The organism is Hydrogenobaculum acidophilum (assembly GCF_054656715.1).
Window position 1 is genome coordinate 21,543 of record NZ_BAAHXP010000005.1, and the last position, 26,259, is coordinate 47,801.

Here is a 26,259-nt window from a genome sequence, read left to right on the forward strand (position 1 = left end):
TAATTTTAAGTTTGTAGCTTTTAAAGGAGCAGTGTTATGGAACAAGGTGATACAAAGCATAAAGATGATGCATTTGAAACGCTAAAAAATGCAAAAGTTATAGCGGTGGTGGGTTTTTCAGACAACAAAGAAAGGCCAGCTTACTATGTGACTGAAAGAGTTCTCAAAAAGGGCCTTCATAAAATATATCCCATAAATCCAAAGCTGGCAGGCCAAGAGATTATGGGGTTAAAAGTATATAACTCTTTGGAAGAGATACCAGAGCCCATAGATATAGTAAACGTCTTTAGAAACCCAGCCCATGTAGAACCTATAGTTCAAGAGGCCATCAAGCTTGGTGCAAAAACGGTGTGGCTTCAACCTGGCGCTGAAAACTATGAGGTCATTGAAAAATATAAAGACAAAATTCATTTTATCTATGAAGCGTGTATAGGAGTAGAGGCTGGTTATTTATGATAGAATACATTTTAAAAAAAATTCTTGGTACAAAAAACGATAGGGAAATAAAAAAGATAAGAAAGTGGGTAGAAAAGATAAATGCCCTTGAAGAGTCCTTAGATAAACTTTCAAACAAAGATATTGTATTAAAAGCCCAAGAACTTTATTTTAAAGTAAATCAAAACGAACATCTAAAGCAAGCTATAATAGAAGGTGAAATAGTTGAGGAGTTGGTGGAAGCCTTAGCCTTAGTAAGAGAGGCTTCAAAGCGTACAATGGGTTTAAGGCAGTTTGACGTACAACTAATAGGTGGGATAGTGCTTTACCAAGGCAAAATTGCCGAGATGAAAACTGGTGAAGGTAAAACCCTCGTCGCAGCAGCGCCAGCTTTTTTTACAGCGCTAACAAATGTAGGTGTACACGTAGTAACCGTTAACGATTATCTAGCAAAAAGAGATGCTACATGGATAGGGCCTATATATAGATTTTTAGGGCTCGAGGTGGGTGTCATAAACTCGGATAGCATGAGTTATTTGATAGATTGGCAAGACCCAGAAAAAGCTATGGAAGCGATAGAAAAGGATATAAGGGTATGGCCAAGGGGTATGGTAGGAGATGCTATAGACTACTCTAAAATAGATGTACACGCTAAAACCTCTTACTTTACGAAAGCAATACCGGTAGAAAGGGTAAAAGCATATGAGGCTCATATAACATATGGTACTAACAACGAGTTTGGTTTTGACTACCTAAGAGACAATTTGGCAGTATCAAAAGACCAAATAGTCCAAGTAAAAGGTCATGGGTACGCAATAGTAGATGAAATAGACAGCATATTGATAGATGAAGCTAGAACACCTCTTATAATAGCAGGTCCCTCAAACTTAGACAACAAAGTAGTATTACAAGCCAACGAGTTTGTAAAAATCCTAGAAATCGAAAAAGATTTTACAATTGATGAAAAAAATAGAACAGCAATGCTTACAGAAGATGGTATAGAAAAAGCAGAAAAGTACTTTGGCATACAAAATTTATATGATATAAGGCATATTGATTTAGTTCACGCTATAAACAAAGCCCTCCTCGCCCATTACCTCTATAAAAAAGATGTACATTATATGGTAAAAGACGGTGAAATTCTAATAGTAGATGAATTCACCGGTAGGGCCCTGCCTGGTAGAAGATGGAGCGAAGGTCTTCATCAAGCTATAGAGGCAAAAGAAGGCGTAGAAATCCAAGAAGAGAACCAAACACTTGCTACTACAGCTTTTCAAAATTATTTTAAACTTTACAAAAAACTTGCAGGTATGACAGGTACCGCAGAAACAGAAGCACTAGAGTTTAAAGAGATATACAACTTAGACGTTGTGGTAATCCCTACCAACAAACCAAACATAAGAAAAGATTTACCAGATGCAATTTTTAAGACAAAAAAAGAAAAATGGGAATACATAGCAAAGATAATAGAAGAAAATCATGCCAAAGGAAGACCAATATTGGTAGGTACAGTGTCGATAGAAGACTCTGAAACACTTTCAAAGCTTTTAGAAAAAAAGGGTATAAAACACAATGTGTTAAACGCTAAACAACATGAAAAGGAAGCCTGGATAATAGCTCAAGCTGGTAGAAAAGGAGCTGTCACCATAGCTACCAACATGGCAGGAAGAGGTACCGATATACTTTTGGGTGGTAATCCAGAATTTTTAGCAAGAGAGATATTGAAAGAAAAAGGCATAGATGAAAACCAAGCCACCGAAGAGCAGTGGAAACAAGCTTACGAAGAAGCTACTAAAATAACTCAAAAAGAGAAAGAAGAGGTTATAAAAGCTGGTGGGCTTTTGGTAATAGGTACTGAAAGACACGAATCTAGAAGGGTGGACAACCAACTAAGAGGTAGGGCAGGAAGGCAAGGAGATCCTGGAGAATCAAGATTTATACTATCTTTAGAGGATGATCTTCTTAGGATATTTGGCGGAGATAGAGTTAAAAAACTTATGGAATTTATGAAGATACCAGAAGGAGAGCCTATAGAAAGCTCCTTAGTGTCAAAGTCTTTAGAAGGAGCGCAAGAAAGAGTGGAACTTCAGAATTTCCAATCTCGTAAAAGGCTTTTAGAGTACGATGAGGTGATAAACATACAACGCTCAGTGGTATACGATATAAGGCGTTCTATCCTTTTCCAAGACGATATAAAAGAAGAAATAAAAGATTTCATAAGAGATGTAGTACATTATCAAGTCTTTACGCTTTTAACAGAAGATGAACCAGAGCTATGGGAGTTAGAACCGTTAAGGACATTTTTCAAAGAATGGATAAACTTGGAGCTTCCAGAAAAGTTTGAAGCAAAAGATAGAGAAGAGCTAGAAGAGGAAATATTTAAACTAGCCTTGGACAAATACACACAGAAAGAACAAGAATTAGGCGAAGAGACTATGAGGGAGATAGAGAAAGTATTTACCTTAAACATCATCGACAACCTCTGGAGAGAGCAACTTCACACTATAGACAAGTTAAGAGAAGGTATTTATCTTAGGAGCTACGCTCAAAGAGACCCTCTTGTAGAGTTTAAAAAAGAAGCTTTTAGACTTTTTGAAGAGCTTATGTTGAATTTCAAAATATCCACTATACAATCCATTATAAGCGCACAAATATCAAAAGAAGAGTTAGAGCAAGAAGAGCAAAATATGTTTAATTTGGAGATAGACACGCTAAACAAAAGTATGGCTATGAGCGAAGCTTTAGAAAACATATCAAAAGAATTTCAAGAGAAAAAGCCAAAATTTAGGACACTGAAAGATAGATTAGAAGAGCGTAAGAAAAAACTAGGACAAAGGGGGTAATAAATGATAAAGTTTGGAACTGATGGCTGGAGAGCCATAATAGGATTTGAATTTAGCCAAGACAACATAGTAAAAGTAGCCAAAGCTCACGCAAAAGCACTCACAAAACACAATCTAAACAAAGTGATAATAGGGTATGACCATAGATTTCTAGGAGAAAAGTTTGCCCTGCTTGTAGCAAATACAATGAAAACAGAAGGTATAGAAGCTGATGTGGTGAAAGAGCCCGTTAGCACTCCAAACATATCTTTTGCAGTAAAATACATGGGGTATCACCAAGGGGTGATGATAACAGCCTCTCACAATCCATACTATTACAACGGCTACAAGATAAAAGAGTCTTTTGGAGGTGCAGCAACACCTGAGTTTATAAAAGATGTAGAAGATGAGATTGAAAACATAAAAGATGTTAACTTTCAAGAGCATGAAATAAGAAGGGTAGATATTATATCACAATATATAGAAAAAACGTTATCAAATATAAACAAAGGCGCTCTTTTAGAGAAAGAGCTAAACATAGTACACGATTCTATGTATGGTCCTTCTTTTAAATACTATTTAGAAGCTTTTAAAGATAAAAAGATAAATCTTTTCTCTATAAGACACCATAAAGATGCACTTTTTGGAGAAGGAGCCCCAGAGCCAATTGAGAAAAATTTAGGTATCTTAAAAGATAAAGTCAAAACCCTAAAAGCTGATATTGGTATAGCAAACGACGGAGACGGAGATAGGATAGCTTTGGTGGATGAAAAAGGAGAGTTTGTAAACTCACAGTTAGTTTATATCCTTTTGATGCTTCATGTAATAAAAAATAAGGGCATAAGAAACGGTGTAGTAGTAAAAACCGTATCTACTAGCTTTTTGGTGGATAGGATATGCAAAGATTTTGGGATAGAAGTAGAAGAAACGCCGGTAGGATTTAAATACATAAATGAAGTTGTACTTAAAAAAGATGTAATATTTGGTGGAGAAGAATCGGGAGGGTATGGATTTCCGTTTTTCTTACCAGAAAGAGACGGATTTTTATCTGGGCTTTTCATAATAGAAATGATGCTTTTAGAGGGCAAATCTTTGTCAGATATAATAAATAACATATTTAGCAAATACGGAGAAGCATATTACCACAGGATAGATTTAAAAGTAGAAGAACATATCAAAGAAAGGCTCAAAAATCTTATCAAAAACCCACCTGACAAGTTAGATGACATAAAAATAAAAAAGATAAATACAAAAGATGGACTCAAGCTTATATTTGAAGATGACTCGTGGGTAATGCTAAGAGCCTCAGGCACTGAACCTCTTATAAGAGTTTACGGTGAAGCTACGTCAAAAGAGTTTTTAAATACTTTATTATTAAAAGCTCAAAAGCTTTTGTCTTAAATGGAAAAAGAAAAAGTAATTGTCTTTATAGATGGCTCCAACGTATTTCATGGACTTAAAAATGAAACTTTTAAAATTGACTATCTAAAACTTGTAGAATTTCTAACAGGAGATAGATATCTGGTGAGGGCTTATTTTTACTCAGCGCTTCCAAACGACAAAGATATGGATAAGCAAGCTAAAGAAAGCTTTTCAAGGCAAAAAAAATTTCTAGAAGATATCTCTTTTATGGGTATAAAAGTAAAGCTCGCAAAGCTTAGAAAACTACCAGACGGCACATTTTTAGAAAAAGAGGTAGACATAATGTTAGCTACAGATATGCTATCTTTGGCTTACAAAAACGCTTACGATACGTGTGTGCTTGTAAGTGGAGATAGCGATTTTTCATATACAGTAGAAACCGTGCAATCCTTGGGCAAAAGAGTAGAGAATGCAACTTTTAAGAAAACATCCTCTTACTCTTTAAGAAAACTAAGCGATAAATTTTTATACCTCGATGATTATATAGATAAATTCTTATTAAAACCAAAGGAACCTACAGTATGGGATAAAATTAAAAATGTTTTTAAGATTAATATTGTAAATTAAAATCTTGAAAATTTTATAAAATTGCTTTATAATTAATTTATACTTTTTTAAAGGAGGAGTAAGATGAAAAAGTTACTCATCATAGCAGCCGCAGGCTTGGCACTTGTTGCTTGCTCAAAGCAACAGTCCGCCGAACAAAGCAGTGGTAGCGAAAATGCACCAGCAGCTACCCAAAATGCAGCACCACCAGCACCAACACCAGCAACACCAGAAGCTGGGTCTTCTTCATCCTCAAGCTCTTCAAACAATGGAGCCACCACACCATCTACTAGCTCTTCAAGCTCTTCAAACAACGGTACCACAAGCTCATCATCAAACTCAGCTGGCTCAAGCTCAAATAACTCAAGCTCATCTTCTACACCTGCGCCAGCACCAGCAGCTCCATCTGGCTCAAACGGACAATAACAAAGGTTTTAATGCCCCCAAGTTTAGATGGGGGCCTTTAGCTAACTTTATGATACAATATATTAATGCAAGATAACGTAATAATAGATACTAGCATATTTACAAACCCAAACGTATATAAAAACATCTCTTTAGGCCAACCAATAGACGCAATAGAAGCTTTCATAGGTCTTGCTCATAAAAGCAATAAAAAAATCCACATGCCAAGAACAGTTTATATAGAGCTATGCAAAGTGGTAGATTTAGAACCCTTAAAGAGTAAATTTGAATCAGCTGTTATCATAAAGTCTCCAAACAGATGCAACATAAACATAAATGCCAGCATACTATTTGATTTTGTGGAAGATGTTAGGATAAGGATAAACAAAGGTCTTAGAATAGCAGAAGAATTAATAAAGGATAAATCCCAAGATATACCAAGCGCTGTATCAAAGCTAAGGGAAAAATATAAAGAAGCGTTAAGACAAGGAACCCTTGATAGCAAAGAAGATGTAGATATAATACTGCTTGCTATGGAACTAAACGGTGCTATACTCTCGGCAGATGAAGGGATAAACACTTGGGCGGATAAACTAGGTATCCGCACTGTAAATCCACTGTTTATACAAGAGTTTTTAAGCTTTTAGTTATAATATTTTATATATATTTAAAGGAGGTTTTTTATGAAGATTAAAAAGTTAGCTATTGCTTTGGCAACCTGGACGATGTTTTACAACGTATCGCCAGCCATGGCATCTTTTGTAAGCTCAAAACCACCTATAGAGATAAACAGTAGCAAAAGTCAATACATAAAAGAGATTCAAAAAGCTTTAGAAAACAAAGTAGTAGCCGAAAAGCTAAAAGAATACGGCATGAACCCCAAAGAAGTTAAAGAAAAACTAAAATCTATGAATGAAGAACAGCTTAAACTTTTGGCAAACGCTTCCGAAAAACTAAATGCAGGCGGTGACGCACTTGGGCTTGCTATAGCAGTCCTTGTCATAGTTCTATTGGTGGTGCTTATACTAAGACTAGCTGGAAAAGAGGTGATTATAAGATAAAACGCGTACTTTTTACAATAATCTTTTGCACAGTGTTATCATATGGGAGTGATATCTGCTCCCATATTGATGTACCATTTATAAAACAACAAGAAAACCTTTGCGGTCCAGTGGCAGTGGAAGAAACACTTATATTTTACAAAGATGAAAAACCTTTTAATAGTATAGTAAAATCAGTATATACACCTTCTATAAAAGAGAGTCTTATAACGGATATTCAAGACTACTTTGAGAAAGAGGGCTTTAAAACAAAATATTTAAGAAGTGTAAGCTCTATCAAAAATCAAATTAAAAAATGTAGACCTGTTATAGTCCTTTTAGATATGGGAAATTTTTTAGTTTCAATACCTCATTATGTAGTGGTAACTGGATTTAATGGGAAAGGATTTTTTATGAACGATGGTTATAAAAAAGATAGATTTATGAGTTTTAAGGGTTTTGAAAAAAGGTTTAAAAGCATGGGAAATATAGCTTTGGTAGCTTACAAAGAAAAGCGTTAAGTTGTGTGCTAAAATAATGTTGCTATGGAAGAGTTTAGAAAGAAAAAATTGGAAGAGCTTGCTAAAAGCCAAAAACATGTTTACAAGTATGAGTTTGAAAGCCCTTACTTTATACACGATATAAGAGAAAAATATGAGAAAGAGCCAAGAAAAGACAAGATAATTGTAAAAGCTAATGTAAAAAGGGTCTCAAAGTTAGAGGATGGTTTTGTACTAAGAATAGCTTCTGAAAAAGGTCTTGAGATGTTGGCTTACACAAAAGAAAACTTTGAGCCAAACAAGGTTTACAATATAGAAGGTATACTATCAAGGGTGGATGAAAAATTAAGCTTGATAGATGCCAAAATTTCATCAGATGAGCCAAACACGACGATAGAAGACATAAAAAAAGAGTTTGATTTAGACCCTAACTTTGAAGATATATCTATAGCTGGAAGGCTTATAGCTTTAAGAAGCATGGGCAAAGCTATATTTGGACATATACAAGATTTTAGCGGAAAACTACAAATATATATTAAAAAAGACGTAGTGGGTGATGAGAAGTTTAAATTTGTAGAAGATTTTTTAGATGTAGGAGATATAATAGGCGTAAAAGGTAAGCTTTTTAGAACTCATACCGGAGAACTTACCGTAGAAGTTTTTGATATTGAGCTTTTAACAAAAGCTCTAAACAACATGCCAGAAAAATGGCATGGTGTAAAAGATATAGAGATAAAATATCGCCAAAGGTATTTAGACCTCATTGCCAACGAAAGCTCTAGAAAAGTATTTGTTTTAAGGTCAAAAATCATAAAAGCTTTAAGAGAATTTTTTGATAAAAATAAGTTTATGGAAGTAGAAACCCCTATACTTCAGCCTATAGCCTCTGGAGCTACCGCAAGGCCTTTCATCACATACCACAACTATTTGGAATCTGAGCTTTATCTTAGAATAGCACCAGAGCTTTACTTGAAAAAGTTAATAGTGGGTGGCATACCTAGGGTTTACGAGATAGGTAAAAATTTTAGAAACGAAGGCGTAGATACTACCCACAATCCAGAATTTACGATGGTAGAATTTTACGCTGCTTATTGGGATTACAAAAAACTAATAAAATTTACAGAAGAGCTTTTTGACTACATTACAGAAGCTACAGGTATTGACAAAGTACAAACAGAAAGTGGTGTTATAAACCTAAAACCTCCTTTTAAAGTGGCTAAGTTTTTTGAGCTTTTAGAAGAAAAAACATCAAAAGATAAAAAGTTTTTCCTACACCACGAAGAAGAGCTTAAAAAGTTTGCCCAAGAGCTTGGAATACCAAGAGCTTATACATTGCCAAAAGCAAAGCTTATAGAAAAAGTGTTTGAATATACTGTAGAAGACGAGCTTGTACAACCCACTTTTATAATAGATTTTCCAAAGATTTTATCACCGCTTGCTAAAACTCATAGAGAAGATGATGAATTAGTGGAACGTTTTGAGCTTTACATAAACAAAAAAGAAATAGCAAACGCTTACTCAGAGCTAAACGACCCAGAAGACCAAGCTAAGAGATTCTTAGAACAAAAGCTACAAAAAGCCACTGGTGATGAGGAGGCCATGGAAACAGATGATGATTTTGTAGAAGCTCTAAAATACGGTATGCCACCAACGGCTGGTGAAGGTATAGGTATAGATAGATTAGTGATGCTTTTTGCAAACGTGGATTCTATAAGAGATGTAATATTATTTCCAGCCGCTAGAAAAATTGAATAACCAACATCATTGAAATATTTGTATTTAATTTTATACTTTCAAAACAACTTTTAAAAGGAGTTTGCTATGGAACAGATTTTTTTTGATATATATCAAAAATCCAAAAACGACGAGATTTCAAAAGAAGAGGCTTTATTTATATTAAAAGCCGAAGATAGATACATACCCCTTATAGTATATTTGGCTTCTAAGCTAAAAGATGAGTTTTTCGACTCAAAAAAGTTTGAGTTTTGTTCCATTATAAACGCAAAAAGCGGCGCATGCTCAGAAGATTGTAAATTTTGTGCCCAATCAAAATTTTACAAAACCCCTATAAATATATATAAGCTAGTAGATAAAGAAGAATTGGTGGAAGGAGCTTTAAGAGGTGTAGAGTACGGCGCAAATAGATACTGCATGGTGTTAAGTGCAAAAGCGGCATCTTCTGAAGAAGTAGAAAAGCTTTGTGAAGCCGTAAAAGAGATAAAAGCCCAAAATATACCCATAAACGTATGTGTATCAGCTGGTACTATAGGCTTAGATAGCCTTTTAAAGCTAAAAGAAGCTGGGGTAACCCGCATAAACCACAACCTTGAGACATCAGAAAATTATTTCCCAAACATAGTATCTACCCATACATGGAAAGAAAGGTTAGAAACTATAAAAAACGTACAAAAAGCTGGTCTTTCAACGTGTAGCGGTGCTATATTTGGTCTTGGAGAAAGCGATGAAGATAGAGTGGATTTGGCTTTTGTTTACAAAGAGCTTGGAGTAGATTCTATACCATTAAATTTTCTAATGCCAATACCAAACACGCCCTTAGAGCACAACAAACCTATAAGAGCTTTAGATGCTTTGAAGATAATAGCGATGTTTAGATTTACAAACAAAAGCGCTGAGTTAAGGCTCTGCGGTGGAAGAGAACAAACTCTTGGAGATTTTCACGGCATGGCTGCTTTTATGGCAAACGCTTTGATGGCAGGTGGATATCTCACAAGAGCGGGAAGAGACATAAAAAAAGACTACAAAATGCTTGAAGATATGTCTTTAGAAAGGCTTCAATCTGAAGAAGTGTGCAAATAGCGTATATAGAGAAAAAGCTTATAGAACTTTGCCAAGAAGCCAAAAGTTTGGATAGAGTTCCAGTAAGTGCGATAGTTGCAAAAAATGAAGAAATAGTATCTTATGCTTTTAACGGCACAAAAAGCATAGAACATGCTGAGATGCTTGCCTTAGAAAAGGCTATGGAGAAGCTAAACACAAAAAGGCTTGATGGATACAATTTATACGTAAGTTTAGAGCCATGTCCTATGTGCGCTTATGCAATAGCACTGTCTAGGATAGAAAAGGTTTATTTTTTTTCTTTAGATGAAAAAAAAGGAGCTGTTGTAAGCAACGTAAACATATTGGAATATTTTGATTTTAAGGTTAAATGGGAGTATAAAAAGAATAAGATATTTGAAGATATGCTAAAAGATTTCTTTAAAAGCAAAAGACTTTAGTGTGGTAAAATAAAATTATGATAGAAAGAATCAAAGTAAAAACGGCAAAACACACTTCGGTGGTAAACATAACCCAAAGGATAAGAGACATAGTAGAAGCCTCTTCTGTTGATAATGGTCTTTGCATAGTGTATGTCCCTCATACTACAGCAGCAGTATTTATAAATGAAGGAGCAGACCCAGATGTGGTTAAAGATATATTAAACACTTTAGAAAAGTTAGTACCCTGGTCAAACGGATATGCCCATACCGAAGGCAACGCAGCTGCTCATATTAAATCTTCTATCATAGGAAATTCACGGATAATACCTATATTAGAAGGTAAGCTTATGTTGGGAAGATGGGAAGCTGTATTTTTAGCAGAGTTTGATGGACCAAGAGAAAGAGAAGTAATTGTGTCGGTGGCGAGGATTTGATGATACACACAGTGTTGGCGTTTTTGATATTAATAAGTATACTTATAGTGTTCCATGAGTTTGGCCATTTTATAGTAGCTAAGCTTTTTGGCGTAAAAGTAGAAGTATTTTCTGTAGGATTTGGGACCCCTATTTTCAAGAAGAAAATAGGAGAAACAGAGTACCAGATAGCCTATATACCAATGGGAGGTTATGTAAAGCTATACGGTGAAGAAGAGGATATTCATGACAAGAGAGCCTTCTCCTCAAAAGCCCCTTGGCAAAAGATTTTAATAGCAGCGGCAGGACCATTTTTCAACCTGCTAATAGCTTTTGTAGCTTTTACTTTGTCTTTTTATATAGGCATACATCAACCAGCTTACTTAGACGAACCAGTAAAAGTAGGCTATATAATGAAAAAATCGCCCTTTTACAAAGCCGATTTAAGACCAGGGGACACCATAATCAAAATAGATAACACACCAATAAAAACGTGGAAAGACTTGTATGTAGCCGAGATAAGAGCTATTGGAAAAAGTTCCAAGGTAGTTTTTGAAAGAGATGGTCATATATATACTACAAGCATAAAACTTGGCAAAATATTAAATCAGGATTCTATAGGCATATTACCCAATATTCCAGCTGTAGTGGGTGGTACTATAAAAAATTCTCCAGCTTATCAAGTAGGTTTAAAGCCAAAAGATAAGATTTTAGCAATAAACGGTTTACCCATAAAAAATTGGTATAATCTTTCGGAGTACATGAAAAAAGACGATGGACATCCCGTAACTATTGTAGTAGAAAGAAACAACACGCTTTTGGTAAAATACCTAGTGCCTAAATATTCAAGCAAATTAAAAGAATATTATATAGGTGTTTATCCAGAAACTAAATATATCTTAAAAAGATACCCTATAAACGAAGCAATGGTCCAAGCTTTAAAAAAGATAAAAGACTTAACTATATTGAGTATAGATTCAATTAAAGCTTTGGTCACAATGCATGCATCTTTTTTAAACTTAAGCGGTCCTATAAGTATAGCCAAAATGTCTGGCAAAGCTGCTGAAGGTGGTTTGGGTGAGTTTCTTGGATTTATGGCTTTCGTATCTTTACAGCTTGCTATCATAAACATATTGCCAATACCGATGTTGGATGGTGGTCTTATTGTACTATTCTTGATAGAGTGGATTATAAGAAAACCATTATCTGAAAAGTTCAAAGAATACTGGCAAAAAGTAGGCATAGCCTTTGTGGTTTCATTGTCCGCGATAGCTATATTAAGTGATATAATAAGAATCTTTACCGGCGTATAATTATAATTTAGGTTATAATAGATATATGAAAGGGCATTTTTTGGATATTTTTGATATATCTTATGAAGAAGCTAAACGCATTGTGGACTTATCTTTTGATTTTAAATACAACAACTTCAATCCTAAAAGCCTACAAAACTTAAACATAGCTCTTCTTTTCAGCAAACCATCCACCAGAACTAGAGTGTCATTTGAAGTAGGTATAAGAGAGCTCGGTGGCAACCCTATTTTTTTACAGGAATCAAGCCTTCAAGTATCAAGAGGAGAAGATGCATCAGATAGTGCCAGGACATTGTCTCGTTATGTAGATGGTGTAATAATAAGGACTGGCTCTCATCAATGGCTTACAGAGTTTGCAAAATATTCAAATGTTCCCGTTATAAACGCCCTTACAGATTATACACATCCATGTCAAGCTTTATCAGATATTTTTACACTATTTGAGGCTTTTAGAGAAAACACAAAAAATATAAAAGTGCTTTACATAGGCGATGGCAATAACATGGCAAACGCTTTAATATCAGCTTTTGCTCTATTTGGATTAAACCTTACAGTATGCACACCGAAAGAACTAACACCGGACGAAGGAAACTTAAAAAGAGCTTTAGAGGTGGCAAAACAAACCGGAGCTAAGATTATATTAGAAGAAGACCCTAAAAAAGCCGTAGAAGATAAGGACATAATATACACTGACGTTTGGATTTCAATGAACGACGATGGGTCAAAAGAACATAAAATAAACTTATTGAAAGACTATCAACTAAACGAACAGCTTTTATCCTATGCTAAAAAAGATGTAAAGATTATGCATTGCCTACCAGCAAAGAAAGGACAAGAGATTACAAAAGATGTATTTGAAAAGCATGCAGACTTTATCTTTAACCAGGCAGAAAACAGACTTCATACCCAAAAAGCTCTCATGTATTTGATGTTTGATGGAACAAATAAAATGGCTTCTATCTAATCTAAAACACTATTGGCCCTTAGTAGGACTTGTAATTTTCGGTTCTGTACTAGAGGGTCTTGGTACATCTTTTATGACTTATCTCGTCAAAAGGATAATGGACGATGTATTTATCCTAAAAGAGGCCAACAAACTTTACATGATACTATATCTTTTTGCAGGAGCCGCCGTTACAATACAAATCGGGTTTTTTCTAAGAAACTTTCTTATGAACATGGTATCTGAAAAACTTCTTATGCATTTTAGAGAAAAGATGTTTGAGGCTTTGCTGTATTCAAAAGTAGATTTTTTCATAAATCATCCAAGCGGTGATATAATAAGCAGATTTAACAACGATATCAACGCCGTTAAAAATATACTCATAGATTATATGCTATCTCTTATAAAAGAGCCTATAACAGTACTGTTGCTATTGGGAGTTTTAATTTATAGAGATATCTATCTTACAGTTATTATCATATTTGCTTTTCCTGTTATATCTTATTCTGTAAAATACTTCGGTGGCAAAAAAGCCAAATATGTAAAACTAAACCAAGAAAGGCTTGGCATTATAAACCAGCACGTAACACAACTAATAAGCGGCATAGAAAATATAAAAATCTTTGGAGCAGAAGAAAACTTTTTGAATCGTTTCACAGAAGCCAACAAAAACCTATTTAAAGCCGGTATGAAAACTATTTTTTATACAGTAACAAACTCTATATTTAACCAATCCACAGGTTATATAGTGTTTGGTTTGGTGCTTTTGTATGGAGGCTATAGAATAGTCCATGGTTATACAACCGCTGGAAACTTTATATCTTACATAACGGCACTTTTGCTTATACAAATGCCTATAATGGAAACTCAAAAAGGTTTTATGAATATGCGCTCTTCTATCCCACTTGTAAAAAGAGTCCAAGAGATGCTAACTCTAACAAAAGAAAAAGATGGCTTTACAGATATAGATTCTCTATTAGTACCTATAAATATGAAAAACGTGTATGTAACGATAGACTCAAAAGAAATCTTAAAAGATATAAATCTAACCATAAATCCGGGGGACAAAATAGGTATAGTAGGACCCACTGGAGCTGGCAAATCCACGCTTCTTGATATACTTCCAAAGCTTGTAAGCTACAAAGGCGATGTATACGTAAAAGACACACCTTTAGAAAACATCACCAACAAATCTGTAAGGTCTAAAATAGCCTTCGCATCTCAGCACGTTTTTATATTCAACGATACTGCAAGAAACAACCTTCTAATAGCAAATCCTAAAGCCTCTGATGAGCTTATACTAAAAGCCTTAAAACTAGCTAAAGCAGAGTTTTTATTAAAGCTAAAAAATGGGTTAAACACAATCCTTGGAGAATATGGATATACAGTGTCTGGTGGTGAAAGACAAAGAATAGCAATAGCTAGAATATTTTTAACAAATCCAGATATACTTCTTTTGGACGAGATAACATCGGCTTTAGATGTGCACACAGAACAAGAGATAATATCAAATATATTTGAAGTGTTTAAAGACAAAACAATTCTTATAGTAGCACATAGGCTTTCAAATATCACAGCCTGCAACAAAATCCTTTATGTAGAAGACGGAAGGATATTAGAAGAGGGCACCTTTGAAGAACTTATAAAAAAACAAGGAAACTTTTACGCTCTTTATAAGAAATCTAGATAAGCTTAAGATAATAATCCCTTGCCATCTTGAAAAAAGCTTTTACATCATTATACCTATAGTCTTGGTAAGTCCAGTAAAATGTTTTAAAATCTTTGAAAATATAAATATATTCCATTTCTAAAAAGATATTTTTACCTATGTGAATTCTAGCGCCCCTTTCTTTAGAAGAAGCCAAAACAAGATGCTGTTTGTTTATATAACCGGGGTCTATATTTATGGTCCTTCTTGAGTCTATACTAAAATGTTTTTCTATGTCCATGGTCTTTAGCTTTAACCATAATATATCGGTATCTTCAAAAAGGTTTTTTCCGTATAAATAGACTTTAAAAAGAGGACCCCCCATCTCTTTTGAGTAATATCTTTGAAGATTCTCAAAATAAAAATGCTCTGATATGCAAAAGCCACCAAAATAATCAAGATTTTTTATGACAAGGTTAAGATTGCTTTCATAATCTTTGTTATAAAGAATGGCAAATATCGGCAGAGCTTTCAAGGTATCACAGGAAATTCATCTATACCAATGGTTTCTTCCAAACCAAACATAATGTTCATATTTTGGACCGCTTGAGAAGAAGCACCTTTGCCTAGATTGTCTATAGCACTTATTATCTCAAGGGTTTTTAAGCTTTTATGATAATATACATATATATAGCACATGTTTGTGCCTATCGTCCACTTGGTATGAGGGGGTTTATTTACTATCTTTACGAATGGCTCATCTTTATAAAAATCCTCATAAAGAGTTTTAAAATCCATATCTTCTACATCAAAAAGTTTTATATTGGCAATCATGCCTCTTGAAGCAGGCATTACCATAGGGCTAAATTGCACATCCAATCCAAGGTACAAAGACATCTCAGGTGTATGCCTATGTTTTCCTATGGCGTAATAAAAGGCGTTTTGCTCCATATAAGGAAAGTGAAACTCTTGTTTTAGTTTAGCCCCTGCTCCAGAAACCCCAGAAACCGCACTTACAATTATAGGTTTTTTGTAAGATATCCTTTTGACAAAAGGCAAAACCCCTAATATAACAGCCGTTGGATAACAACCTGGATTTGATACAACGCTAGCTTTTTTAATCTCTTCTCTAAAAAGCTCCGGTAGACCGTAAACCACCTCTTTAAGAATAGACTCATGTTCAGGCCTGTATTCCAAATCGTAATACTCTTTAAAAATATTTTTATCTTTTAGCCTAAAAGCGCCAGATAGATCTATAACCTTTATATTTTTTGAGTAATAGTAAGGCACCTGCTCTAAAGAAGCTTCGTGAGGAAGCGCTAAAAAAACCACGTCCACGTTGTCAAGGGTTTTTGTGATTTTTATATTTTCTATGTTTGAAAATTCTAAAACATCGTATAGGTATTTATCGTAATGAGTAGTAGAAGAAAGTGATGTTATTTTTACTTTTGGATGCTTTGATAATATCCTTAAAAGCTCAAAACCAGTATAGCCAGTAAACCCGGCTATACCAACTTTTATTATCTCTTGCTCCATCTAAATTTGGCACGAGCACCCATCTTACCATATTTTTTACGTTCTTTAATGCGAGCGTCCACTTTAAGAAGCCCTGCCCGTTTTAATGTGGTTCTAAAATTTGGATTATAAGAAACCAAAGCTCTCGCTATACCATACATTATAGCCTCTGCTTGGGCAGATAAACCACCACCGTTTACTATGGCGTAGACCCCAAACTTGCCATTTGTGTTGGTGAGGTTAAGAGGTATTAAAACTTTAGCAAAAGAGCTATCCCTTTGAAGATATTCTCTCATATCGTTTTCTTTCTGAGAGTCTTTTGATTTTACTATAAATCCAGAAGAATTTTTTACAAGCCATACTCTTGCTATACTATCTTTTCTCTTACCTACACCGTGATAAGAGTTGTCTTCTAAGACTTTAAAATTTCTTACTATTGCCATATTTTACTCCTTTACTTGATAGGTTTTGGATTTTGAGCTACATGAGGATGCTTATCAGTTTCATAAACTTTCAATCTTTTCAAAATCCTATGACCAAGCCTATTTTTAGGCAACATCCTCTTCACCGCCAACATAATAACTTGGTTTGGATTTGTTTCTAACATAAATCCTAAAGACTTTTCTTTTAACCCCCCTGGATGGTTGGTGTGAAATTGATAAACCTTATCCCTTAGCTTGTTGCCAGTGGTTTTTACAAGTTTTGAGTTTATAACTATAACAAAATCCCCACAGTCCACATCTGGTTGATATATTGGCTTGTGCTTACCTCTTAAAAGGCTAGCGCATTTAGAAGCTAATCTTCCAAGCACCATATCCTTAGCGTCTATTATCCAATACTCTCTTTTAATATCTTGAGGTTTTGGCCTTATAGTCTTCACAGTATCCATATTGCCTCCATTTTATAAAACTTAATAGCCTATTATTATAGCATAACTATATAAAAAGTCAATAGGTATTATACCACCACCCTCTTTACCCTTTTACCAATCCTGCACATGAGTTCGTAAGGTATTGTTTTTACTATCTTAGAAGCCATAGAAAAGGTGTTTTGCTCGTTCACAAAATCTACGTAATCTCCTATTTTTACTTCTATACCATCTGGTACTTCAAACATCGTCATGTCCATAGTTACAGCACCTACCAACGGTAGTTTATTGCCGTTGAAATCAAAAAACCATTTATTGGCGAGGGGTTTAGGAATACCATCGGCATATCCCATAGAAACCACACCTATTATGGCATCCTTTTGCAAGGTGTAAGTCCCTCCGTAGGATATCTTTGCTCCTTTTTTAAAAGCTTTTAAAGATATTACTTTTGCTTTTAACCTGTATATTGGTCTTATAGGCACTTCAAAGCTATCATAAGGCTTTTCTCCATACAACGCAAGCCCTATTCTAACAGATGTTGTAAAATCAAGTTCATACATAAGTCCGGCTGAACTTTGAAGATGGATTTCCAAATCTTTTCTCTTTAGGCTTTTAAGAATATCTTTAAACTTATCTATTTGATAAAAGCTATAGTCTTTATCCAAGGGTGAAGCAAGATGGGTAAGTATACCCTTTAGATTAGGATGAAAAGCTATATCCTCTTTTAAATCAAAAAGACCAAGCCTTCCCATACCAGTATCAATTTTTACATGAAAGTCTATATTTTTATCTTTTATCATCTCAAATTGATGATCGCTTGAGATAACGGGTGTTATATCATAATGAGTAAGGGCTTTGACATCCTCTTTATAAAGAACACCACCTAACACAAGTATAGGTTTTTTAACACTTGCTTCTCTTAGCTCTATTGCCTCTTCTATACAAGCCACCGCAAAATATTTCACATAAGGACTATCATCAAGGACCTTCGAAACCTCAACGCTTCCCATACCGTAGGCATTTGCTTTTACCACCGCTATTATAGGTTTTTTAGCTTTTTTGTAAATATTTTCTACATTGGTTTTTATATTTTCTTTCAAAAGCTCTAAAACTATTCTCATTTTACTATCTTACACATCTTTACAAAAGCGTCTATACCAGCATCAGATAGCCCTTTACTTATAACAGCGCCTTTACAAGCAACACCACAAGCATCTATAAAAAGTTTTGCGCTTTTAGCGTTAGACTTAACAATCTTTGAAAGCTCGTTTTCAAAATCGCCACAAGAAGAAAAATTGTGTTTTTGACCAAACAAAGCGCAAGATTCCAGAAAAACACCGTAAACATCGCACCTATCAAGTGCAAAAGACAATCCAGCACTCAAAAACAAAACAATCAAAATTTTATTCATAGGCATACACGCTTATGTTAAATTTGTTTGCGGTTTTTAAAAACTTTTCTTTGTCTACTAAATACATCTTCCCTTTTTGAAGAGCTATAGCCTTGGCTTTGGCATTTTTAGCAACGTTTAGAGTATCTATGCCAACCGTTGGTACATCTACCCTAAAATCTTGATGTGTCCTAGCGGATTTTATTATTACAATATCTTTACCAGCTATTTCAAAAGCTCTAAGAATAGTTTTATCAGTCCCTTCCATAGCTTCCACTGCTACTATAGCCTTTTGTTTTACTACAACCGTTTGGCCTATATCCATATCAGCAATTTTTTTAGCTATATCGATGCCAAATTTTACGTCTTCCAAAACACCTGGGTCTATCTCTACATCGTTTAAAAGTCCCTCTTTTTCTATAATAAGCTCTTCAAGATAAGGCCTTGGGTCTATAAAACTAAAACCTTCTTCTTCCATAAAAGTCATAAAAGCTCTTATAATACTAGAGGGTTTTTTGTCTTTTAATGATGCTAGTATAGAAATAGCCTTTATATCGTACTGTCTTGGGTCTAAACTCAACTTATGCTCAAATTTTCCAAGAATTACTATGTCTTTTACGTTGTTTGATTTCAAAATTTCTACAAGCTTAGAAACTTTACCTATAGGAAGGTAAACATCAGCCTCTATGGTAGTTATATCTTTTGCCCCCACCGTGAAAATATCGTTGCCCTTTTGCTTTGCGTTTCTCCTAAAAACATTTGGAAGCTCTCCAGCACCAGCTATAAGGCCTATTTTCATTTTAAATATTATATCATTTACATATATAGAACGTTGTCCCCTCTTTTACCTCCACTTTTAAACTAAAATTATGTATTTGAGCTATAGCTTTTACTATTGAAAGCCCAAGTCCTAACCCTCTTTTGTCCTTAGAAACCCTATAAAAACGCTCAAATATGAAAGGAATATCTTCTTTTGGTATACCAGGGCCAAAATCCTTAACATAGATACAGTCGCCCGTATATCCCAGCACAATATCTTTATCAGAATATTTTATAGCGTTTTCAAGCAAGTTTTTAACAGCTATTTTAAGATAGTGTGGGTCCGCTATCCATGCATCTTGGCTTTTCACATCAAGCATTATATTTCTGTTTTGAATGGAAAACTCATCTTTAAGCTGATTAAGAAGCGATACGATATCAACATTTGTTTTAGATATAGGTATATTTGATTCTAGTCTTGCTAAAGCCAGAAGGTCCTCTGTAAACTTGCTAAGCACATCAGTTTGTTTATAAACTTTCTTTAGTACTTCAAATATCTCATCTTCCTGATAAACTCCAGTTAGGATAAACTCTATTTGAGCTTTTATATAGCTTATAGGTGTTTTAAATTCATGGGATACATCTGCTATGAAGTCCTTTTGGATTTTTATGGTGTTGTTTAATTTTTCTACCATATTCTTAAAAGCCCTAAACATAATACCAAATTCATCCTTTGAACTGCTATCTGGTATATTAACATCAATATTACCAGCATATATTTCTTCAGATATCTTTGTTATGTCGTCAAGCTGCTTCAATATCTTGTTTAAAATAGCGTATATGCTAAGCACTGAAAATATCACAACGCCTATTGTGAGAGTTGTTAATATATAAACAAATCTTTTGATTACTTTGTTTATCTCCCTCAATCTTCCTACTACTACAAAATAAACATCTTTTGTTTTTTTAACTATATAAGCGTAATCCTCACCGTTTTCTTCAAAAGTACCAAACGGTTTTTTCAAAAATTGATTCAAAATGCTTTTGTTTAGAGCGATAGGCTTTTCGGAATCCTCAAAAGAACCAACATCTATAAGATTACCATTGGAAGAAAGTACCACAGCCGTTATGTTCTCAGAAGTAATATCATCTATCATATCTTTGGCTTCTTTAGCAAGGTCGTTAGAATAGATAGAATAAAACTCTATAACTGGTTTTGCTTGATTGTTTAAATAAGTATACATATAATTTATCAGGATTTTATGGAGAAAAAAAGATGTGCTTATAGCTACAAAGCCCATGCTAATTATAACTAAAAAGCTAAAAAGCGTAATAAGCTTAAGTCTAAAGCTAGATATATCTTTAAACCATAACATTAAATAGTTTGCTTTTCTTCTTTTATCTCATAACATTCTATTTCGTCTTTTACCTTTATATCGTTGTAATTCTCAAGTTTTATACCACATTCATAACCTCTAGCCACTTCAGACACATCTTCTTTGAACCTTTTCAAAGACTCTATTTTCCCATCGTATATCACAACACCATTTCTTATAAGTCTAGCCCTTTGATTTCTTACTATTTTACCATCTAAAACATAGCACCCAGCTACGGTACCAGCCCCTTTTACTTTAAAAGTAGCTCTTACTTCTGCCAGACCAAGCACAACCTCTTTCTTAACAGGAGAAAGCATACCGCTTATGGCTTTTTTTACATCGTCTAAAAGCTCATATATAATACCGTAAACTCTTATATCAACTTTTTCCTTTTCGGAAGCTTCTTTTGCTTTGGTATCTGGTCTCACGTTAAAGCCGAGAATTATAGCTTTGGCGGCTTTGGCAAGCATAACATCCCCTTCCGTTATAGAACCGACCCCTTCATGAATCACCTTTACACTTACTTCCGAAGTTTTTATATCCGAAAGAGATTTCTTAATGGCCTCCAAGGAGCCTATAGCGTCTGCTTTTACTATAAGCTTAAGCTCTTTAACCTCGCCCTCTTTAATCTTTTTAAATACATCATCCAAAGATATACCAATATCTCTATTTTTTTCCTGTTCTCTTTTCAACTTTCTTATCTCAGCAAGTTCTTTGGCTTGCTTTTCTGAATCTACAACTTTCAGTATATCGCCAGCTTCTGGTACCTCTTCAAAGCCTATAATCTCAACCGCCATAGATGGTGTAGCTTGTTTTAGCCTATGACCAAAACTATCTACCATAGCTCTTACTCTACCATAAGTAGCACCTACTACAAATATATCTCCAACTTTTAGAGTACCTTCAGTAATAAGCACAGTGGCGACGGGACCCTTTTGTTTGTCTAATTTAGATTCTATAATAGTACCTTTTGCCTTTTTATCTGGATTGGCTTTTAAATCAAGCATATCTGCCACAAGCATAACCATCTCTAAAAGATCGTCAATGCCTTGGCCAGTCTTAGCAGATACATCTACAAAAACGGTATCTCCGCCCCACTCTTCTGGTATTATGCCAACTTCGGACAGTTCTCTTCTTACTCTTGAAGGATCTGCTCCTGGTTTATCTATTTTGTTCACTGCAACAACTATTGGCACATTAAAAGCTTTAGCGTGGTTTATGGCTTCTATAGTTTGAGGCATAACCCCATCATCAGCTGCCACCACAAGGATGGCAACATCTGTTACCTGAGCACCTCTAGCCCTTAAGCTAGTAAACGCTTCGTGTCCTGGAGTATCCAAAAACGTAATTATTCTACCGTCTTTGGTTTTTACCATCGAAGCCCCTATGTGTTGAGTTATACCACCTTTTTCTTTGGCGGCTACGTTTGTTTTCCTAATTGTATCAAGAAGAGTAGTTTTACCATGGTCTACGTGACCCATCACTACCACAACAGGGGGGCGCGGTTTTAGCTTTGATGAATCTTCCTCTATCTCTTCTTCCTCTTCTATCGTAATCTCAGGTTTTTTAACTTCGGCGAGGTATCCAAACTTTTCCGCTATTTTGACAGCTAAATTGGGGTCTATATTTTGATTTATAGTCACCAATATACCTTCTTGGAATAGTTCTTTTATGATTTGGTTTGGACTCACTCCTAAAAGCTCAGAAAAATCTCTAACCGATATAATCTCTGGTATTTCAATTATCTTTATTTCTTCTTCAGCTTTCTTTTCCTCTACAGGTTTAGGCGTTTCCTTTTTAGGCTTTTGGGAAGCGGATTTCTCCTTTTTATCAAAATTTGAAATAATAGCCTCTTTTATCTGCTTTTCTAAAGCCTCGGCTTTATTTTTTTGCTCCTCTTTAGCCTCTTCAGGTGCTTCGTTCAATGTTTTTTTCTCTTTAGCCTGTGGTTTTGAAAAAGGCTCTTCTACACTAGCAGAAATGACTTTAGGTTCTTCTTCTGGTTTATAAAGCGGTTCGGCTTTCTCCATATCTTCCATTAACGAGCTTTTTTCATTAATCGTTTCTTGTGAAACTTCTCTTGTAGGTTCAGTGATAGTGGGCTCTACTTTTTCAGACAACGATTCTTGCTTTGGTAGTTCTTGTATTAAATCTTGTTGATTTGTTTGTAAAGTCTCCTCTTTGATTACAGAAGGTTTTTCAATTTCTTCTTTTGGTTCTTCTTTTTTAGCAACAACTTCTGACTTTTTGTGAGTTTGAGGTGGTTGAGGTTTAGAAACTTTTTTAGGAGTAGTTTTTTGGCTTTTAGTAGGTTTAATAGGCTCTTTTTCTACTTTAGAAAGCTCTTCTTCTGGGATAACTATCTCTGAAAGCTCGTAATATTCCAATAAGAAATCTTTGTCTTCCTCTTCTATATATTGAGTAATCTGAGATATGTTTTTACTACGCCACTCTTTTAATACGTTTTTAACATCGTCTATCCTATCTTCTAAGCCATAGGCTTCTATGAAATCCTTTAATCTTATTCCACTTTTTTTCTTTGACATACTATTATTATACCTGAAAACCTTTAAAATAATTAGAGTTTATAAGATATGTTAAATGGAGTCGACGGGACTTGAACCCGTGACCTCCGACATGCCATATCGGCGCTCTCCCAACTGAGCTACGACCCCTAAACTAACAAATATATTTTACATCAACTTTTGTTTATTTTCAAGTTTTTGTTTTTCCTTTCTATATATATCTTCAAAATCATTTTTTACATCGCTTCTTAACTTTTCTAAAAGCGTTTTACGTCTCTTTATTTCCTCAGAGACAAGAGCTTTGCTTTCTTGTTTAAGAGTTCCTATGAGATGCTCGTAAGCCATAAACAACCTCCTTTTTAAAATTGGTATAAGTATATATATAACAAGTCTAGGATTTTGCAATGATTAGATGAGAAAAATCATTTAAAACGGTTGTCAATATGAAAAGCCCCAAAAAGGGGCTAATAAATTTATTATGGAATAAAGTTTGATTTGAACTTATCCAGCGCTGTCTTAAGCTTCGCCTTCACAGAGTCATCTATGGCTTTTTTAGTTTTTAATTCATCTAGTAAATCTTTGAAGTTGGCATCTAGAAATCCATAAAGCTCCATCTCAAATTTTCTTACAGAAGATACCGGTATATCATCGAGATAGCCATTTGTACCAGCGTATATAGCTATAACCTGCTTTTCTACAGGTATTGGACTATAGGGGCCTTGTTTTAAAAGCTCCACAAGTCTTAGACCTCTATTTATGGTATCTTGAGTAGCTTTGTCCAAATCAGAAGCAAACTGCATAAAAGCTTCCAACTCTCTAAACTGAGCCAAGTCCAACCTCAAAGTACCAGCCACTTGTTTCATAGCTTTTATCTGAGCGCTACCACCAACCCTTGATACAGAAAGACCAACGTTTATAGCAGGTCTTATACCTTTGTTAAAGAGGTCTGGCTCAAGGTAAATTTGCCCGTCTGTAATAGATATAACGTTTGTAGGTATGTAAGCAGACACGTCCCCAGCTTTTGTCTCTATAATAGGCAAGGCTGTTAAAGAACCTGCGCCTAATTCATCGCTCAACTTAGCGGCTCTTTCAAGAAGCCTTGAGTGAAGATAAAATACATCACCAGGATAAGCTTCTCTACCAGGGGGACGTCTCACTAGCAAAGATAACTGTCTATAAGCCTCTGCATGCTTTGAAAGGTCGTCGTATACTATGAGAGCGTGTTTACCGTTATCCCTAAAGTATTCCCCTATCGTACAACCTGTAAATGGCGCCAAGTATTGTAAAGGAGCTGGGTCTGTAGCAGAAGCCACTACTACTGTGGTGTATTTCATCGCTCCTTCTCTTTCAAGAAGCTCTATAATGCGAGCAGTGGTAGACTTCTTTTGACCTATAGCTACATATATACAATAAACATCCGTATCTCTTTGATTTAGTATGGTATCTATGGCAACGGTGGTTTTACCAGTGGCTCTGTCTCCTATTATAAGCTCTCTTTGTCCTCTGCCTATTGGTATCATAGCATCTATAGCTTTAATACCGGTCTGTAGCGGCTCATGAACAGATTTTCTTTTTACTATACCAGGCGCTATCTTTTCCACAGGGCTTCTGTGTTTGGCGTTTATAGGACCTTTACCGTCCAAAGGGTTACCAAGCGGGTCTATAACCCTACCCACAAGCTCTTCGCCCACTGGAGCATCCAATATTCTACCAGTACGCTTTACTATGCTTCCTTCTTTTATACCAGATTCTGAACCCAATATAATAATGCCTACGTTATCTTCTTCAAGGTTGAAAGCAAGACCAGCCTCACCGCTGTCAAACTCTAAAAGCTCGTTAGCCATAACGTTGTCCAGACCATATGCTCTTGCAACACCATCACCCACTGCGTAGACTACTCCAACTTCTTCCATCTTTATATCTGTTTCAAAACTTTGAAGCTGAGATTTCAAAATCTCCAAAGCGTCATCGTAAGCAAGTACCATAATCTCACACCCTTTTACCAAGGATACCCTTGATGCTGGTATTTATACCCCGCCTTCTTTCTAGCGTGAAGGTCATCCCAGCTGGCGGCTTTTACCCTCACACCAATTTTACAAGCTTTTAACCTTATTGGACAAATTTTGCAAAACAGTTCTTACAGAGGTATCAAGCACCAACCCCGAAAGCCTCAGTTCAAACCCACCTATTAATGTATCATCAACAGCTACATCAGCTTCTATCTTTCTATTCAAAACCTTCTCAACTCTTTTTATTACCTCATCTATTAGCTCTTTTGTAGGCTCTTTGGCAAAAATAAGCTTGCCCTTATACACTGAGAGTATCTTCTCCGCTTCGTAATCAAAAAGTCTTTTTATCTCAGCAACTATTCTAAGAAGGTTTAAGTCTATTAGCTCATCCACAAAAAACTCTATCTCTTTTGGTATTTGACCTTTTTGTATAAGGCTTTTAATAAACGCTTTTTTACCTTGATTTGGTACAAAAGGAGATAAAACGAAGTCTCTAAATCTTGGCTCTTTCCTATATAGTAATGCTAAAAGCCCTAAAAAATCTGATACCGCACCAAGAGACTCTTTGTCTTTTGGTACTGAAGATATTATCTTTTTAGCAAGTTTTCTAGCCAAATCTTTATTCACATTCATTGGCCTAACCTCTCAAGCCTTGACTTTATATAAGATATTTCAACCTTTTCATCTTTAAAAACATCTTTTAGCTTATCTTCAGCTTTTGATATCAACGAAGAGCTAAGTCCAGATATGAGTTGAGACTTTAGCCTATTTGCCTCTACTTCTACCATCTCTTTACCCATCTTTTCTATATTTTGAGCCACTAACTTTGCGTGAGCTATAATTTCATCATATTGCTCTTTGGCAAGCATTCTCTGATTTTCAAGAGCTTTTTCATATTTTGCTTTAGCTTGTGCAACTTCTTGTTTTGCCAAAGAAACCGCTTCCCTATTTGAAAGGAGTTTGGCAAGTGGTTCTTCCACTTGAGCTATTAAAGACTTATAAGCTTTCTCAAACATATCTTTTAGCTGTTTACCTGCAAACTTATAGACTATAACAAAAAACAATATTACATTTACAGCCTTCCATAGATTTTCAAATACGTAATTAGACAT

The 26,259-nt window shown here is 35.1% G+C and carries 28 protein-coding genes and 1 tRNA gene; 15 read left to right on the top strand and 14 right to left on the bottom strand.

What is annotated here, in order from left to right:
- Positions 1-36 precede the first annotated feature (36 nt).
- From ACYQZV_RS03960 to ACYQZV_RS04030, 15 genes are all read left to right on the top strand, one after another.
- Positions 37-456 carry a CoA-binding protein gene (locus ACYQZV_RS03960; protein WP_459893430.1) on the top strand — a complete coding sequence of 140 codons (420 nt, stop codon included), beginning with the start codon at positions 37-39 and terminating at the stop codon, positions 454-456.
- On the top strand, positions 453-3,278 hold the full coding sequence (gene secA, locus ACYQZV_RS03965; protein WP_459893432.1) for a preprotein translocase subunit SecA: 2,826 nt from the start codon (positions 453-455) through the stop codon (positions 3,276-3,278). Before ACYQZV_RS03960 ends, secA begins: the two co-directional genes overlap by 4 nt.
- A gap of 3 nt (positions 3,279-3,281) precedes the next feature.
- Positions 3,282-4,658 (top strand): phosphoglucomutase/phosphomannomutase family protein, encoded by a 1,377-nt coding sequence (locus ACYQZV_RS03970; RefSeq protein ID WP_459893434.1) that lies wholly within the window; start codon positions 3,282-3,284, stop codon positions 4,656-4,658.
- Positions 4,659-5,246 (top strand): LabA-like NYN domain-containing protein, encoded by a 588-nt coding sequence (locus tag ACYQZV_RS03975; RefSeq protein ID WP_459893436.1) that lies wholly within the window; start codon positions 4,659-4,661, stop codon positions 5,244-5,246.
- A 63-nt stretch (positions 5,247-5,309) separates the two neighbouring features.
- The gene (locus ACYQZV_RS03980; protein WP_459893438.1) at positions 5,310-5,651 is read left to right on the top strand and encodes a TPRXL-like protein; all 342 of its coding nucleotides are present in this window, start codon (positions 5,310-5,312) and stop codon (positions 5,649-5,651) included.
- Between the two features lie 65 nt (positions 5,652-5,716).
- Positions 5,717-6,277, top strand: coding sequence for an RNA ligase partner protein (locus ACYQZV_RS03985; RefSeq protein WP_459893440.1), 561 nt, complete (start codon positions 5,717-5,719; stop codon positions 6,275-6,277).
- 36 nt (positions 6,278-6,313) lie between these two features.
- Positions 6,314-6,691 carry a PA2779 family protein gene (locus ACYQZV_RS03990; RefSeq protein ID WP_459893442.1) on the top strand — a complete coding sequence of 126 codons (378 nt, stop codon included), beginning with the start codon at positions 6,314-6,316 and terminating at the stop codon, positions 6,689-6,691.
- 32 nt (positions 6,692-6,723) lie between these two features.
- Positions 6,724-7,191, top strand: a complete 468-nt coding sequence (locus tag ACYQZV_RS03995) for a C39 family peptidase (RefSeq protein WP_459893444.1) — start codon at positions 6,724-6,726, stop codon at positions 7,189-7,191.
- Between the two features lie 24 nt (positions 7,192-7,215).
- Positions 7,216-8,925, top strand: coding sequence for a lysine--tRNA ligase (gene lysS / locus ACYQZV_RS04000; RefSeq protein WP_459893446.1), 1,710 nt, complete (start codon positions 7,216-7,218; stop codon positions 8,923-8,925).
- A 66-nt stretch (positions 8,926-8,991) separates the two neighbouring features.
- Positions 8,992-9,987 (top strand): biotin synthase BioB, encoded by a 996-nt coding sequence (gene bioB, locus ACYQZV_RS04005; protein ID WP_459893448.1) that lies wholly within the window; start codon positions 8,992-8,994, stop codon positions 9,985-9,987.
- A complete protein-coding gene (locus tag ACYQZV_RS04010) occupies positions 9,978-10,406 on the top strand; it encodes a nucleoside deaminase (RefSeq protein ID WP_459893450.1) in 429 nt (142 codons plus the stop codon). The genes bioB and ACYQZV_RS04010 overlap by 10 nt, the downstream gene beginning before the upstream one ends.
- Before the next feature lie 17 nt (positions 10,407-10,423).
- Positions 10,424-10,822: a secondary thiamine-phosphate synthase enzyme YjbQ gene (locus tag ACYQZV_RS04015; protein ID WP_459893452.1), complete on the top strand. Its 399-nt coding sequence runs from the start codon at positions 10,424-10,426 to the stop codon at positions 10,820-10,822.
- The gene (gene rseP / locus ACYQZV_RS04020; protein ID WP_459893454.1) at positions 10,822-12,114 is read left to right on the top strand and encodes an RIP metalloprotease RseP; all 1,293 of its coding nucleotides are present in this window, start codon (positions 10,822-10,824) and stop codon (positions 12,112-12,114) included. Before ACYQZV_RS04015 ends, rseP begins: the two co-directional genes overlap by 1 nt.
- Before the next feature lie 25 nt (positions 12,115-12,139).
- Positions 12,140-13,078, top strand: a complete 939-nt coding sequence (gene argF, locus ACYQZV_RS04025; RefSeq protein WP_459893456.1) for an ornithine carbamoyltransferase — start codon at positions 12,140-12,142, stop codon at positions 13,076-13,078.
- Positions 13,050-14,747: an ABC transporter ATP-binding protein gene (locus ACYQZV_RS04030; RefSeq protein ID WP_459893458.1), complete on the top strand. Its 1,698-nt coding sequence runs from the start codon at positions 13,050-13,052 to the stop codon at positions 14,745-14,747. The genes argF and ACYQZV_RS04030 overlap by 29 nt, the downstream gene beginning before the upstream one ends.
- Here ACYQZV_RS04030 and ACYQZV_RS04035 read toward each other — a convergent pair.
- The 14 genes from ACYQZV_RS04035 to ACYQZV_RS04100 all read right to left on the bottom strand — a co-directional run bounded on the left by ACYQZV_RS04035 (position 14,740) and on the right by ACYQZV_RS04100 (position 26,259).
- A complete protein-coding gene (locus ACYQZV_RS04035; RefSeq protein ID WP_459893460.1) occupies positions 14,740-15,240 on the bottom strand; it encodes a DUF4416 family protein in 501 nt (166 codons plus the stop codon). The genes ACYQZV_RS04030 and ACYQZV_RS04035 overlap by 8 nt on opposite strands.
- Positions 15,237-16,241: an N-acetyl-gamma-glutamyl-phosphate reductase gene (gene argC, locus ACYQZV_RS04040; RefSeq protein ID WP_459893462.1), complete on the bottom strand. Its 1,005-nt coding sequence runs from the start codon at positions 16,239-16,241 to the stop codon at positions 15,237-15,239. The genes ACYQZV_RS04035 and argC overlap by 4 nt, the downstream gene beginning before the upstream one ends.
- On the bottom strand, positions 16,226-16,663 hold the full coding sequence (rpsI, locus tag ACYQZV_RS04045) for a 30S ribosomal protein S9 (protein ID WP_459893464.1): 438 nt from the start codon (positions 16,661-16,663) through the stop codon (positions 16,226-16,228). Before rpsI ends, argC begins: the two co-directional genes overlap by 16 nt.
- Positions 16,664-16,674: 11 nt before the next feature.
- A complete protein-coding gene (gene rplM / locus ACYQZV_RS04050) occupies positions 16,675-17,109 on the bottom strand; it encodes a 50S ribosomal protein L13 (RefSeq protein WP_459893466.1) in 435 nt (144 codons plus the stop codon).
- Between the two features lie 68 nt (positions 17,110-17,177).
- On the bottom strand, positions 17,178-18,209 hold the full coding sequence (alr, locus tag ACYQZV_RS04055; RefSeq protein ID WP_459893468.1) for an alanine racemase: 1,032 nt from the start codon (positions 18,207-18,209) through the stop codon (positions 17,178-17,180).
- A complete protein-coding gene (locus tag ACYQZV_RS04060) occupies positions 18,206-18,499 on the bottom strand; it encodes a hypothetical protein (protein WP_459893470.1) in 294 nt (97 codons plus the stop codon). Before ACYQZV_RS04060 ends, alr begins: the two co-directional genes overlap by 4 nt.
- Positions 18,492-19,277 carry an LpxI family protein gene (locus tag ACYQZV_RS04065; protein WP_459893472.1) on the bottom strand — a complete coding sequence of 262 codons (786 nt, stop codon included), beginning with the start codon at positions 19,275-19,277 and terminating at the stop codon, positions 18,492-18,494. The genes ACYQZV_RS04060 and ACYQZV_RS04065 overlap by 8 nt, the downstream gene beginning before the upstream one ends.
- 13 nt (positions 19,278-19,290) lie before the next feature.
- Positions 19,291-20,481, bottom strand: a complete 1,191-nt coding sequence (locus ACYQZV_RS04070; protein WP_459893474.1) for a sensor histidine kinase — start codon at positions 20,479-20,481, stop codon at positions 19,291-19,293.
- A 131-nt stretch (positions 20,482-20,612) separates the two neighbouring features.
- Positions 20,613-23,159 carry a translation initiation factor IF-2 gene (gene infB, locus ACYQZV_RS04075; protein WP_459893476.1) on the bottom strand — a complete coding sequence of 849 codons (2,547 nt, stop codon included), beginning with the start codon at positions 23,157-23,159 and terminating at the stop codon, positions 20,613-20,615.
- A 56-nt stretch (positions 23,160-23,215) separates the two neighbouring features.
- Positions 23,216-23,288, bottom strand: a tRNA-Ala gene (locus ACYQZV_RS04080).
- Between the two features lie 18 nt (positions 23,289-23,306).
- Positions 23,307-23,483: a hypothetical protein gene (locus tag ACYQZV_RS04085; RefSeq protein ID WP_459893478.1), complete on the bottom strand. Its 177-nt coding sequence runs from the start codon at positions 23,481-23,483 to the stop codon at positions 23,307-23,309.
- A 131-nt stretch (positions 23,484-23,614) separates the two neighbouring features.
- A complete protein-coding gene (gene atpA, locus ACYQZV_RS04090; protein ID WP_459893617.1) occupies positions 23,615-25,126 on the bottom strand; it encodes a F0F1 ATP synthase subunit alpha in 1,512 nt (503 codons plus the stop codon).
- A gap of 105 nt (positions 25,127-25,231) precedes the next feature.
- Complete coding sequence (atpH, locus tag ACYQZV_RS04095) at positions 25,232-25,780, bottom strand: ATP synthase F1 subunit delta (protein WP_459893480.1); 549 nt, start codon at positions 25,778-25,780, stop codon at positions 25,232-25,234.
- Positions 25,777-26,259, bottom strand: a complete 483-nt coding sequence (locus ACYQZV_RS04100) for an ATP synthase subunit B family protein (protein WP_459893482.1) — start codon at positions 26,257-26,259, stop codon at positions 25,777-25,779. Before ACYQZV_RS04100 ends, atpH begins: the two co-directional genes overlap by 4 nt.

What these genes read in the sequence shown, in the direction of transcription:
- argC (WP_459893462.1), bottom strand. Translation starts at nt 16,241, where the DNA reads ATGGAGCAAGAGATAATAAAAGTTGGTATAGCCGGGTTTACTGGCTAT.
- ACYQZV_RS03970 (WP_459893434.1), top strand. Translation starts at nt 3,282, where the DNA reads ATGATAAAGTTTGGAACTGATGGCTGGAGAGCCATAATAGGATTTGAA.
- alr (WP_459893468.1), bottom strand. Translation starts at nt 18,209, where the DNA reads ATGAGAATAGTTTTAGAGCTTTTGAAAGAAAATATAAAAACCAATGTA.
- rseP (WP_459893454.1), top strand. Translation starts at nt 10,822, where the DNA reads ATGATACACACAGTGTTGGCGTTTTTGATATTAATAAGTATACTTATA.
- atpH (WP_459893480.1), bottom strand. Translation starts at nt 25,780, where the DNA reads ATGAATGTGAATAAAGATTTGGCTAGAAAACTTGCTAAAAAGATAATA.
- bioB (WP_459893448.1), top strand. Translation starts at nt 8,992, where the DNA reads ATGGAACAGATTTTTTTTGATATATATCAAAAATCCAAAAACGACGAG.
- ACYQZV_RS03985 (WP_459893440.1), top strand. Translation starts at nt 5,717, where the DNA reads ATGCAAGATAACGTAATAATAGATACTAGCATATTTACAAACCCAAAC.
- rplM (WP_459893466.1), bottom strand. Translation starts at nt 17,109, where the DNA reads ATGGATACTGTGAAGACTATAAGGCCAAAACCTCAAGATATTAAAAGA.
- ACYQZV_RS04085 (WP_459893478.1), bottom strand. Translation starts at nt 23,483, where the DNA reads ATGGCTTACGAGCATCTCATAGGAACTCTTAAACAAGAAAGCAAAGCT.
- argF (WP_459893456.1), top strand. Translation starts at nt 12,140, where the DNA reads ATGAAAGGGCATTTTTTGGATATTTTTGATATATCTTATGAAGAAGCT.
- ACYQZV_RS03980 (WP_459893438.1), top strand. Translation starts at nt 5,310, where the DNA reads ATGAAAAAGTTACTCATCATAGCAGCCGCAGGCTTGGCACTTGTTGCT.
- ACYQZV_RS04100 (WP_459893482.1), bottom strand. Translation starts at nt 26,259, where the DNA reads ATGTCTAATTACGTATTTGAAAATCTATGGAAGGCTGTAAATGTAATA.
- ACYQZV_RS03960 (WP_459893430.1), top strand. Translation starts at nt 37, where the DNA reads ATGGAACAAGGTGATACAAAGCATAAAGATGATGCATTTGAAACGCTA.
- ACYQZV_RS03990 (WP_459893442.1), top strand. Translation starts at nt 6,314, where the DNA reads ATGAAGATTAAAAAGTTAGCTATTGCTTTGGCAACCTGGACGATGTTT.
- ACYQZV_RS04070 (WP_459893474.1), bottom strand. Translation starts at nt 20,481, where the DNA reads ATGTATACTTATTTAAACAATCAAGCAAAACCAGTTATAGAGTTTTAT.
- ACYQZV_RS04060 (WP_459893470.1), bottom strand. Translation starts at nt 18,499, where the DNA reads ATGAATAAAATTTTGATTGTTTTGTTTTTGAGTGCTGGATTGTCTTTT.
- ACYQZV_RS04065 (WP_459893472.1), bottom strand. Translation starts at nt 19,277, where the DNA reads ATGAAAATAGGCCTTATAGCTGGTGCTGGAGAGCTTCCAAATGTTTTT.
- ACYQZV_RS03975 (WP_459893436.1), top strand. Translation starts at nt 4,659, where the DNA reads ATGGAAAAAGAAAAAGTAATTGTCTTTATAGATGGCTCCAACGTATTT.
- infB (WP_459893476.1), bottom strand. Translation starts at nt 23,159, where the DNA reads ATGTCAAAGAAAAAAAGTGGAATAAGATTAAAGGATTTCATAGAAGCC.
- lysS (WP_459893446.1), top strand. Translation starts at nt 7,216, where the DNA reads ATGGAAGAGTTTAGAAAGAAAAAATTGGAAGAGCTTGCTAAAAGCCAA.
- rpsI (WP_459893464.1), bottom strand. Translation starts at nt 16,663, where the DNA reads ATGGCAATAGTAAGAAATTTTAAAGTCTTAGAAGACAACTCTTATCAC.
- ACYQZV_RS04030 (WP_459893458.1), top strand. Translation starts at nt 13,050, where the DNA reads ATGGAACAAATAAAATGGCTTCTATCTAATCTAAAACACTATTGGCCC.
- secA (WP_459893432.1), top strand. Translation starts at nt 453, where the DNA reads ATGATAGAATACATTTTAAAAAAAATTCTTGGTACAAAAAACGATAGG.
- ACYQZV_RS04015 (WP_459893452.1), top strand. Translation starts at nt 10,424, where the DNA reads ATGATAGAAAGAATCAAAGTAAAAACGGCAAAACACACTTCGGTGGTA.